An 11,979-nucleotide genomic window follows, 5' to 3' on the forward strand; every position below is an offset into this window, starting at 1 on the left:
AGCAAGGATAATGAACGACAGGTTCAGTGCTTAATCAGGTAGGATTTACTTTTTTGTTGGACGCTTACACAGCGGCGGTTTCGCCTCTATCAATAAATAACTGATAGCGAAGATCTAAATGATTACAATCAAAATGAAATTGATACCCTTGCTGGTATCTGCCACTTTCCTCAGCGGGTGTACGATCGAACCAGGTCAGCGCCTTTCTACATCAGGAAAAGATGTCATTGAGCAGCAGGACAGCAACTTTGACATCGATAAATATGTCAACGTCTTTCCGTTAACCCCAACGCTGGTCGAGAAGATGCGTCCTAAGCCACTGGTGGCACAGGCGAACCCTTCACTCCAGAACGAGATCCAGAACTACGAATACCGTATCGGTATCGGCGATGTCCTGACCGTCACCGTCTGGGATCACCCGGAGCTGACCACACCAGCCGGTCAGTACCGTAGCGCCAGCGACACCGGTAACTGGGTCCACTCTGACGGCACCATTTTCTACCCTTACATTGGCCGGGTCCGCGTAGCGGGTCGTACCGTCGGTGAAGTGCGTAACGAAATCGCCCGTCGCCTGGCACAGTACATCGAAAGCCCGCAGGTCGATGTCAGCATCGCCTCGTTTAAATCACAGAAAACCTACGTTACCGGTTCGGTGACCAACTCCGGTCAGCAGCCGATCACCAACGTACCCCTGACTATTCTGGATGCGATCAACGCCGCTGGCGGCCTGGCCGCCGATGCCGACTGGCGCAACGTAGTGCTGACGCACAACGGTCGCGAGCAGCGTGTTTCACTCCAGGCACTGATGCAGAACGGCGATCTCAGCCAGAACCACCTGCTCTACCCAGGCGATATTCTTTACGTTCCCCGTAATGATGACCTGAAAGTGTTTGTGATGGGTGAAGTGAAGCAGCAGTCGACCCTGAAAATGGACCGCAGCGGCATGACGCTGGCGGAAGCGCTGGGCAACGCGGCCGGGATGGATCAAACCACCTCCGACGCCACCGGTGTGTTCGTTATCCGTCCACTGCGCGGTACCGATGGCACCAAGCTCGCCAACATCTATCAGTTGAACACCAAAGATGCGGCATCCATGGTGATGGGCACCGAATTCCAGCTTCAACCGTACGACATTGTTTATGTCACCTCCACGCCGCTGACGCGCTGGAACCGTGTGATCTCGCAGTTACTGCCGACCATTGCGGGTATCAACGATGTGAGCGAGACCGTACAGCGAATCCGCAACTTCTAAGGTCAGACCATGATTACGTCCGTATTGGTCGTCTGCGTTGGCAACATCTGTCGCTCTCCGACCGGAGAGCGCCTGTTTAAACGCGCGCTGCCCGATTTAGACGTTCGCTCGGCGGGCCTGGGGGCACTGGTTGGCCACCCGGCTGACAAGATGGCGTCGGAAGTCGCGGCGGCGCAGGGTCTGTCGCTGGAGGGCCATCAGGCGCAACAGCTGACGGCAGAGATGTGCCGCAACGTTGACCTGATTCTGGTCATGGAAAAGCGGCATATTGAGCAGGTCAACCGCATCGACCCCGCCGCACGTGGCAAAACCATGCTGCTTGGGCACTGGCTCAATCAGAAAGAAATTGCGGATCCGTACAGAAAAAGCCGTGAGGCCTTTGAAGAGATTTACGGGTTACTGGAAAACGCTACCCAGAAGTGGGTCAACGTATTAAGCCGATAGTTGGGATTATCCATGAATATAAAAAATAAGGTCAGAACTACGCCGGGAGAGGAGTCGAATGGATGGGATCTGGCGCATCTTGTCGGGCAGCTCATTGACCATCGCTGGATCATTGTTGCCGTTACCGCATTTTTCATGCTGGCGGGAACACTCTACACACTGTTTGCCACACCGATTTATAGCGCCGATGCGTTAGTTCAGGTTGAGCAGAAGAACGCCAGTACCGTTCTGAACGAAATTGACAGCATTCTGCCACCGACGCCAGCCTCCGATACCGAAATCGAGATTCTGGAATCCCGTATGGTCATCGGTAAAACCGTCGACGATCTGGGTCTGGACACCGTGGTTGAGCAGAACTATTTCCCGGTGATCGGTAAAGGGCTGTCGCGTCTGATGGGCAACAAGCCTGCCACCATCGCGATTTCCCGTCTGGAAATTCCACGCACTATCGACAAGCGTAACGTTGAGCTGGAAGTCACCGGTCCGCAGAGCTACACCGTCTCGAAAGATGGCGATGAGCTGTTCAAAGGGAAAGTGGGTCAGCTGGAGTCGCACGGCGATATCACCATGCTGGTCAGCGATATTCAGGCGGATGAGGGCACCAGCTTCACCGTGACCAAACTGAACGATCTGCAAGCGATCCGCTCTGTGCTCTCTAACCTGACCGTGGCTGACAAAGGTAAAGATACCGGCGTGCTGGGTCTGGAGTATCTGGGTGAAGACCCGGAGCAGATCAGCAAAGTGCTGAATCAGATTGTGAACAACTATCTGTTGCAGAACGTTGAGCGCAAGTCAGAGCAGGCAGAGAAGAGCCTGGAGTTCTTACGCACTCAGCTGCCTGCCGTTCGCAGCAAGCTGGATGACGCGGAAAACAAACTGAATACCTTCCGTCGTCAGAATGAATCTGTTGACCTGTCGCTGGAAGCGAAATCAGCGCTGGACTCTTCTGTCAGCGTGCAGAGCCAGCTGAATGAACTGACCTTCCGTGAAGCGGAAGTTTCCCAGCTGTTCACCAAGGATCACCCGACCTACCGCGCGCTGCTGGAAAAACGCAAAACGCTGGAAGGTGAGCAGGCTCAGCTGAACAAGAAAATTGCTGGCATGCCACAGACTCAGCAGGAAATTCTGCGTCTGACCCGTGACGTTCAGTCAGGTCAGGAGATCTACATGCAGCTGCTGAACCGTCAGCAGGAGCTGGGCATCAGTAAAGCCAGCACCGTGGGTGATGTCCGCATCATCGACAGCGCGCAGACCGCGAACTCACCGGTGGCGCCGAAGAAGCTGCTGATCATCGCTGCGAGCCTGATTCTGGGTCTGTTTGTTTCGGTGGGTCTGGTTCTGCTGAAAGCGCTGCTGCATCACGGCATCGAAAACCCGGATCAGCTGGAAGAGCTGGGCATGAATGTCTACGCCAGCGTGCCGTTGTCCGACTGGCAGCGTAAGAAGGATACCGAAGCCCTGGCGCGTCGCGGCAACAAGGTGAAAACCGATCCGCACGAAACGCTGCTGGCGCTGGGTAATCCCACTGACCTCTCTATCGAAGCGATTCGTAGCCTGCGTACCAGCCTGCACTTCGCGATGATGGAAGCCAAAAACAACATCCTGATGATCACCGGTGCCAGCCCGGGTATTGGTAAAACCTTTATCTGTGCCAACCTGGCCACCCTGGTCGCCAAAGCGGGTCAGCGCGTGCTGTTTATCGATGGTGACATGCGTCGTGGTTATACCCACGAACTGCTGGGCGCGGATAACAAATCAGGTCTGTCAAACGTGCTGTCAGGGAAAACCGAGTTCAGTCCGGCGCTGATTCAGCAGGGCGTCTACGGTTTCGACTTCCTGCCGCGTGGTCAGGTACCGCCTAACCCGTCTGAGCTGCTGATGCATCGTCGCATGGGTGAGCTGCTGGAGTGGGCGAGCAAGAACTACGACCTGGTGTTAATCGATACGCCGCCGATTCTGGCCGTCACCGATGCCTCAATCATCGGTAAGCTGGCGGGCACCTCGCTGATGGTGGCGCGTTTCGAAACCAACACCACCAAAGAAGTGGACGTCAGCTTCAAGCGCTTTGCCCAGAACGGTATTGAGATTAAAGGTGTGATCCTCAACGCCGTGGTACGTAAAGCCGCTAACGCTTACGGTTATGGCTATGACTACTACGCCTATGACTACGGCAAGACCGACAAAAGCTAATCATTGAGTCATAACGAGGGGGCGGTCTGACCGCCCCTTTTTATCGTCCCTTTGAATGACGACACGCATCAATTTACACAGGCTATTCTGTCCAGACCCACAAAAGCGATGAATCTATACATCGCATGGCGAACGTCACTCAACAGAATTCATTACCAGCATGGCATCGCCTGCACACTCGTTGTCACCGTGCTGACAGGCTTGCTGAAAAGCCAGCCGGGAAGGCGAAGCGGGATAATTGCTGGCATGAGCACTTGTGGAATTAAGGAATCACACCATGGCTCCATATTGGTATGTATCAGGCTTTTTACTGCTGCTTTCACTGTTTGAAATCGCGCTAAAAAAAGACGAACGCACAAATCATATTCTGACCTGGCTGCTCTGTGTTGCCGCCATTATTTTGATTGTTTTCGGTGGGATACGCGGTCTTGGCACCGGCATGGATGACTTCCAGTACCGAAGCTTCTTTGAAGACTTTGTCCGTCGTATTGAGATCAACGGCTTTTTCAAAACCGTTGCGTTCTTCCGTTACGAACCGCTGATTTTTGCGACAGCCTGGCTGACCAGCCTGTTTTCGCACAACGCCAGCATCTTCCTGTTTGTCTTCTGCGCCCTTGCGGTTTCCATCAATACTTACTTTTTCAGGAAGATGTCACCCTATCCGGTGCTGGCGCTGGTGCTCTATTCAGCGCACATCTTTATTAACAAAGACATTAACCAGATTCGCTTTGGCCTGAGTTCTGCCCTGTTCCTGGGCGTTCTATGGTCGATCTATCTCAAGCGCTACTGGTGGGCGTTTGCCTTCTTTATTCTGTCGTTCACCAGCCACAACACCGCGATTATGGTGGTGACGCTGGTGCCGTTCCTGTTTATTCGCGACTGGCGCTGGTGGCCGGTGATCATCATCGTCGCCAGTCTGCCACTCTCGGTTGTGGGCGGCTCCAGCTTTGTTGCCCTGATTGCCGGGCATCTGGGTTCGCTGGGGGAGAGGGCATCGGGCTATAACAACGACCCTTCTTATGCGATGGGCGGCAGCATTCTGGCGGTGTCGAACCTGAAGAACATCATGCTGGTGTTTGTCTTCTTCTATTTCATGCTGACCGATGAACTGAAGCGCGAAAATTACGCCCAGTACCGGCTTAACTATCTGCTGATACTGAGTTTTGCTATTGGCGGTGCCGTCAGGATCTTCCTGTATAACTTCCCGTCAGGTTCGCGTCTCTCCAACTACCTGCAACAGGTCGAGCCGATCATCCTGACCTCACTGATTTATCAGGCCAGACGATCCTGGAAGCCAGCGCTGTACGCCATGCTGGTGTTCTTCCTGCTCTACTACCTCTACTACAACACCATTTCTACCAAGCAGGCAGTTACCGGCTATGAAGTGGCGCGGGAGTTCTGGTTAATTCACTGATCAACCCGCCGATCGCCCCTGCATGAAGCGCGTCACGCAGGGGCGCTCGCCGTTAAGAACCCAGGTTTTTCATCGACCCTTGTCGAATGAGCTGTTTATTTTTGATCTAATTTAATGAGGTGCTGGCTATGAAGGACATTCGTTTCTCCATCGTAATTCCGGCTTACAATGCGTCAGAATCGATTGTAACCACGCTGGATTGCGTGAAAGCGCAGACGTATCGCAATTTTGAAGTCATCATCGTTGATGATAAATCGGCGGATGCCGCCGCGCTGGCGGACGTGGTCCGCAGCGAACGCTACCAGGATCTCGACATTAATCTGGTGCTCTCTGAAGTGAAACTCAACGGGGCCGGCGCGCGTAATAAAGGCATTGAGCTGGCCACCGGTGATTACGTCAGCTTCCTGGACGCCGATGATGAGTGGGCGGCGGACAAACTGCATCAGGTCACTGAAAAAATTGCGCAGCTGGAAGGGCAGGGCAAACAGAACTTCGTGATTTTCAGCCAGGTGAACATCTATCAGGATGGCGCTTTTCTGAAAGTGATGCCGATGCAGCCACCGGGTAAAGATGAAACCGTCGCCGAGTATCTGTTCGGCTGCTACGGCTTTATCCAGACCAGCACCATCGTGCTGAAGCGGGAAGACGCGGCGAAAATTCAGTTCGACACCCGCTACATCCGCCATCAGGATTATGATTTCTGCATCCGTGCCGACCGTATGGGCTATGAGTTTGTGATGATCGCCGCCCCGCTGGCGAACTACCATCTGATCACCAAATTTGGCTCGAAGCACAAAGGCGAGTCGGTGAAATATTCGATGTTCTGGCTCGATACCATGAAGCCGCATCTCACCCCGCGTGATATTCACACCTACAAAGCGTTTAAGCTGCCGCTGCGCTACAAAATGGACGGCAAAGGCCTGATGGCCAGCCTGAGCTTTGCGCGCTACTTCTTCCTCACCAATAAAGACAACCGTGCTTATTTTATGAACCGGGTTAAAGACAAGGTCAAAGCACGATTTGGCGGTGAGAAGGCGGTCTCCTGACGCTCCCCGCATTCCGCTCTGCTCCTGCTGTCAGGAGCCTCCCACTTTTGTTTTGATTTTAATTCAGGTACGAAGATGAACACTTCTGTTGGAACCGTTGGCATCGTCATGCCGATGTATAATGCCCGTCAGACGGTATTACGCGCGGTGCAATCGGTTATCAATCAGCACTATACCGACTGGCACCTCTATCTGGTCAATGATAAGTCGACCGATGATTCGCTCGAATTTGTCCGTGAGCACTGTCAGGACCCGCGCATTACCATTCTCGACAACGCGGTCAACATGGGTGCGGCAGAGACCCGCAACGTCGGGCTGCGCGCCGCCACTGAAGAGATTATCGCCTTTCTCGACAGCGACGATGAGTGGCATGCGGATAAGCTGACGCAGCAGGTGGCCGCCATCGCCGCCGGCGATAATTTCGTGATTACCGAATATCATTACAAAACCCGCAAAGCGGAACATGACATCACCTACAGCAAGCCCTACCTGCAACAGGAAAACTTTGTGAAGAAGCAGTATCGCGTCTGCTTCTCCTCGGTCTGCTTCCGCCGTCCACCTCAGGGCATTTTCTTCCAGCGCAAAGGCCACGAAGATTTCCTGTTTCTCTATGAATTGTTCACCCGCTACCGCCAGGCACGGGTAATTCAGACAATTCTGGTCAACTATTACGAGTTAGGCGATTCCCTTTCACGTAATAAGAATAAAGCGGCGAAGTGGCACCTCGAATTATTAAGAATTATCTATAAAAACAATCCTTTAAAAATCTATTACTATTACGCCTGGTATATGGTGAATGGTGTGCTGTTTACCCTTAAGCATCGTTAAGCCTGTCGGCAGGATTGTCGTTAAAATTTGAGGTGGATAGCGTTTCATGAAAAAAATTGTCCTGGTGATCAAAGATGCTTATTCCTACGCGGGCACCGAGAACATCTGTAACTTTATGTCCGAGTGTCTGGGCGAGACGCACGACGTCACCATCTACTCGCTGGAAGGCAGCGGAAAAACCTTCTATCCGTTTGAGCAGGTCAAACGCATCGTCAGCTTTGAAGGGCAAAGCAATCCGATCAAAAGCGCGGTCGCCCGCATTCATGAAGAGGGTTTTGATACCGTTTTCCTGATCAGCATGGGTCGCCTGAGCGTGATGTTCGCCTTCTGGAATCTGCTGGCGATGAAGAAGAAGCGTTTCAAAGCCTACGCCTGCGAACATATTGCGATTAACTCCTTCAGCAAACCGATTAAGTTCCTCAAGTTTCTGCTGCTGCGCTACTACGACCGGGTGATTGTTCTGACCGAGAAAGATCACCAGGTGTTCGGCCGCTGGCGCATTCCCAGCAAGCAAATTCCCAATCCGGTGGTGCACAAAGGGTTTCAGCGTCAGACGCGCCATCGTCAGGCGCTGGCGGTGGGCCGTCTGGATCATCAGAAGGGTTTCGACCTGCTGCTGGAGATCTGGCGCGATTTTTCCCGCACCCATGCCGACTGGACGCTGATCATCGCCGGTGACGGTGAGCTGCGTCAGCAGCTGCACGACCAGGCCGCGGTGCTGGGCATCAGCGACAGCGTGAAGTTTGTCGGTAAGGTCAGCAATATCAATGACTACTATCGTGACAGCGACGTGGCGCTGATGACCTCGCGCTATGAAGGGTTGCCACTGGTGCTGCTGGAAGCGAAATCCTGGTCACTGCCGGTGGTGGCCTATGACTGCCCGACCGGCCCTCAGGAGATCATCAACCACGGTGAAGATGGCTTTCTGGTGCCAATGAACGACAAAGCGACGTTCCTGGCGCGACTGGATCAGCTCGCCAGCGATGACGCGCTGCTCTACGCCATGAGCGAAAAAACCAGACAAACCGCGCTGAAGTTCGACGGTAAACAGATCAAACAAAGCTGGCTGTCACTGGTTTAACCGGAGCTGGAAAAGCTCACTTGCGACGTGCCTCAGGGACACCGCCATGGCCGCTGGCCTTATTGACTACGGGAATTGATGCATGAAAAGAAGAGAAGTTTTACAGACCGCCGCCTCCGCTCTGGTGGGGGCTCTCTCCGTGAGCACCTTTTCCAGCTACGCTGCAAAAAGTAACGGCATTGCCCTGAAACCGGTTGATGCCACTGCGATCCCGAAAGGCGACGTACCGATCCTGACACCGGAAAACGTCTACGCCATGCCGCCTCAGTTCTGGCAGAACTTCGAGGGTAAACTCTGGATTGGTAAAGCGGGTGTGGATGCCAGCAAACCGGGCAACCAGATCCCGGTCTTCCTGCGTGACGCCAGCGGTAAAGTGTCGGAGATCGCTCAGCCTATCGCGCTGAACAAGGGCAACTTTGCCCAGTTTATTCAGGATAACGCGGCGCTGATCGCCGATCCTTCGCATTCGATGACCGTCGAAGACAATAACGGTGAGACGTTGTTTAACATCGCCGATGTCAGTCGTCCGGGGGCCGCTGATTTCAGTCAGCGTCTGGCGCAGCCAGCGGGCTATCAGCTGATTGGCGAGATCCCGTCCGTTGCCGAGTTACGCAAAACCCGCCCGCTGTTTGAAGGGGCCAAGGTTAAGCTGAAAAGCTGGCATGAGGGACGGGAAGTGGGCGGCGGCGAGTTTGTCGGCAGCTTCCAGAGCGCTGAGAATGATGGCGGCGTAAACTTTGCCGGTGAGGGCTTCTCCTGGCGTCGCGTCGTGGAAGATTTTAACCGCCTGACGCTGTTTGATTTCGGTGCGATTGCCGATGGTCAGACGGATACCGCGCCTGCCATTATGGCGATGTTCAACTGGTCACAGCAGGCTAACCAGCAGATCTGCGTTCAGTTCCCGGCCGGTACCTTTATGGTCTCCGCCTGTAACCTCGGCGACAAGTATCTCAACTTCTTCCGCATGTCCGGTGCGATGGTGAACTTCGGTTACTTCCCGGCGACCACCCTCGTTTCCGATGGTAAGTCCGATTTCGTCTTTCAGATGAATGCCCGTCGGGTTGAGCTCTCCAACCTGATTTTCAACGGTAACAGTGATAAGAAGCCGAACCAGCAGGGCTTCTTCCACAATATCTGTCCCGGCGGCCAGTACTTCCGGGGGGCCTGCCTGCGTTTCAATTTTGTCGGCGGCACCGCCATCAGCCTCCAGGATACGCTGGATTGCAAAATCGACCAGTGGTACGCCTCGCGCTGTAGCGGCGATGTGATTAAGTCGGGCTGGTCAGGGCAGAAGCAGGGCAAGTGGGATCACAGCACCGCGATTGAGCTGTCGAACTTCAATGCCCAGTACTGCCGCGGCGGTAAAGTGCTTAACCTGCCGCGCTGCGGCCAGTCGATTATCCATAACGGCTGGATTGAGCACTGTGACAATCCGGGCGATCTCTCTAACGGCCAGTGGATTGTCGATGCGCTGAGCCTGGAGGATTGTAAGAACCCGCTGATCGCCCACAACACCCGTCTGAATATGCGTCAGACCAGCCTGCAATCGGGCAGCTGGATCGACAACTCGATGCAGGGCGACCGGCTGCTCAGCATCTGGGAGATGGGCTCGACCCGCGTGGAGTCTTATGGCGTCGCGCTGGATGGCAGCCTGAAGTACAACTACATCACCTCGCGCTGGCGTTTAGAGAACAACACCAACCAGGAGACCTGGTTTGATCTCGGCAGCCTCTACTCACCCACGGTGGGTGATTCGTGGGAGATCGAAATTTTCGGTCAGTCGCAGTTCAGCAACGGCAGTGGTGATAAGCCGCTGATGAACCTGATCAGTGACAAGACCACCGGTGGCCGTGCGGTCATCCACGTGCAGCGTAAGAAAGACCGCTCGGAAGCGAGCTGGTCGGCCGAAGGCAGCAGCCCGGTTCTCGACGTGCGCTACGTGGCTGAGCACGACACCGATGTACGCCTCTATGTCAAACTGGCGGGCTGGACGCCTTCCGCGGCGGTGCTGGTGAAAACCACCGGTAAAGATCGCTTCGTCACCGGCCGCTGTGCGCGGGTCAACGCGAAGATGGAGAAGGGGAATCCCCCTGCCGGTGACGCGACGAAACGCGCCCCGCAGCGCTTCAGCCTGCACAACGGCAAAGCGGGCGTCGGTGCCAACGAGCAGGGCGACCTGCTGATGGCGTCCCGTCCGCTCTCTGCCGACCAGGTCGATACCAGCAAGCCGGAAGGATTTGTCTCTGTGGTGATCAACGGCAAACAGGTTGCGCTGCCTTACTTCGCCATCAAGTCGTAACCCTTGCAGCACGGCCGCCACAACGGAGGCGGCCGGTTTTATCAGGAGCAGAACCCTTTGGGTGCGGTATCCCGTATAGCAGTTATTTAAACAGAGTTCATTTTGCCCGTTGCGGATCTGGGCGGCTTACAGAATTAAAAAAATTCATTCGGAGTTGTTATGAAAATTTTATTGGTGGGTAACCATACGTGTGGGAATCGTGGGGATGGCGCGATTCTTCGTGGACTGATTGATTCAATGAGGTCTGCACGCAGTGATTTAGACATTGATGTGATTAGCCGTTATCCAACCAGCTCCGGTTATCTGCTCCAGCAGGATATTCAGCAGGATGCGCTGTATCTGCATAACAGCAAGTCAGGCAAAGGTCTGGTCGGGTCGTTTAAACGTAAAGTGGCGAACCGCCTGATGCCCGATATTATGATGGCGCATCTCGGCAAGGGCGGGATCTATAAGTCGTTCGCCGTGCCGCCGCACCTGAAAGCCTTTACCGAAAGCCTGGCAAAATATGATGCGATTATTCAGGTGGGCGGTTCTTTCTTCGTCGATCTCTATGGTGTGACCCAGTTTGACCATGCGCTCTGCGCGCTGATGGCGAAAAAGCCGATCTACCTGATTGGTCACTCGGTGGGGCCGTTCCAGAATCCGCGCGTTAACGCGCTGGCTAACTTTGTTTTTGATCGGGTCGACAGCCTGGTGCTGCGTGAATCGGTCAGTCTGGATCTGATGAAGCGCGATGGTGTCACCAGCTCGAAAGTCGCCTCCGGTGTTGATACCGCCTTCCTGGTGCAGGCGCGTGAAGTTGAAAACCCAAGCCATAACCTGCTGCACTGGCAGGGCATTATCGACGGACGTAAAACCATCGCCATTACCGTGCGCGAACTGGCACCGTTCGACAAACGTCTGGGCGTGACCCAGAAAGAGTATGAAGCGGCGTTTGGCCGGGTCATCAACGCGATGATCGCCGAAGGCTATCAGGTGGTGGCGTTCTCCACCTGTACCGGCATCGACAGCTATGCCAAAGATGACCGTATGGTGGCACTCACCCTGCGTGACCACGTGACGCAGCCGGAACATTACCATGTCATTATGGATGAGTTTAATGACCTGGAGCTGGGCATCCTGCTGAGCCATTGCCATCTGACTATTGGTACCCGCCTGCACTCGGCGATTATCTCAATGAACTTTGGCACCCCGGCGGTGGCGATCAACTACGAGCACAAGTCGATGGGTGTGATGAACCAGTTAGGTCTGCCGCAAATGGCAACCGATGTGAAAAGCCTGATGGATGGCTCGCTGATCGACAAGGTGAAAACCGTCCTTGCCGATTACGACAACATTAAGCTGAAGGTCGACACGGCCGTTGCGAATGAAAGGGAAATTGGCAACCGGATCACTGAAGAGATTCTCAAAGTATTAGGGTAATGT

9 protein-coding genes are annotated in these 11,979 nt (G+C 54.3%); all 9 read left to right on the forward strand.

The features are described 5' to 3' along the window. Window positions 1-118 precede the first annotated feature (118 nt). The 9 genes from ACCW71_RS04655 to wcaK all read left to right on the forward strand — a co-directional run bounded on the left by ACCW71_RS04655 (window position 119) and on the right by wcaK (window position 11,976). Window positions 119-1,252 (forward strand): polysaccharide export protein, encoded by a 1,134-nt coding sequence (locus tag ACCW71_RS04655; protein ID WP_436369917.1) that lies wholly within the window; start codon window positions 119-121, stop codon window positions 1,250-1,252. Between the two features lie 9 nt (window positions 1,253-1,261). Then, a complete protein-coding gene (locus ACCW71_RS04660; protein ID WP_436369918.1) occupies window positions 1,262-1,696 on the forward strand; it encodes a protein tyrosine phosphatase in 435 nt (144 codons plus the stop codon). A 12-nt stretch (window positions 1,697-1,708) separates the two neighbouring features. Beyond that, window positions 1,709-3,886, forward strand: coding sequence for a tyrosine-protein kinase Wzc (gene wzc / locus ACCW71_RS04665; protein ID WP_436369919.1), 2,178 nt, complete (start codon window positions 1,709-1,711; stop codon window positions 3,884-3,886). Between the two features lie 277 nt (window positions 3,887-4,163). Beyond that, window positions 4,164-5,300 carry an EpsG family protein gene (locus tag ACCW71_RS04670; protein WP_436369920.1) on the forward strand — a complete coding sequence of 379 codons (1,137 nt, stop codon included), beginning with the start codon at window positions 4,164-4,166 and terminating at the stop codon, window positions 5,298-5,300. 128 nt (window positions 5,301-5,428) lie between these two features. Further along, on the forward strand, window positions 5,429-6,346 hold the full coding sequence (locus ACCW71_RS04675) for a glycosyltransferase family 2 protein (protein WP_436369921.1): 918 nt from the start codon (window positions 5,429-5,431) through the stop codon (window positions 6,344-6,346). A gap of 75 nt (window positions 6,347-6,421) precedes the next feature. Next, complete coding sequence (locus ACCW71_RS04680; protein ID WP_436369922.1) at window positions 6,422-7,174, forward strand: glycosyltransferase family 2 protein; 753 nt, start codon at window positions 6,422-6,424, stop codon at window positions 7,172-7,174. Between the two features lie 46 nt (window positions 7,175-7,220). Continuing rightward, the gene (locus ACCW71_RS04685; protein ID WP_436369923.1) at window positions 7,221-8,255 is read left to right on the forward strand and encodes a glycosyltransferase family 4 protein; all 1,035 of its coding nucleotides are present in this window, start codon (window positions 7,221-7,223) and stop codon (window positions 8,253-8,255) included. A gap of 82 nt (window positions 8,256-8,337) precedes the next feature. Then, window positions 8,338-10,554 (forward strand): phage tailspike protein, encoded by a 2,217-nt coding sequence (locus ACCW71_RS04690; protein WP_436369924.1) that lies wholly within the window; start codon window positions 8,338-8,340, stop codon window positions 10,552-10,554. 159 nt (window positions 10,555-10,713) lie between these two features. After that, window positions 10,714-11,976 (forward strand): colanic acid biosynthesis pyruvyl transferase WcaK, encoded by a 1,263-nt coding sequence (gene wcaK, locus ACCW71_RS04695; RefSeq protein WP_436369925.1) that lies wholly within the window; start codon window positions 10,714-10,716, stop codon window positions 11,974-11,976. The last annotated feature ends 3 nt before the right edge of the window (window positions 11,977-11,979 follow it).

Source organism: Pantoea sp. C2G6 (assembly GCF_051336815.1).
Lineage (GTDB): Bacteria > Pseudomonadota > Gammaproteobacteria > Enterobacterales > Enterobacteriaceae > Pantoea.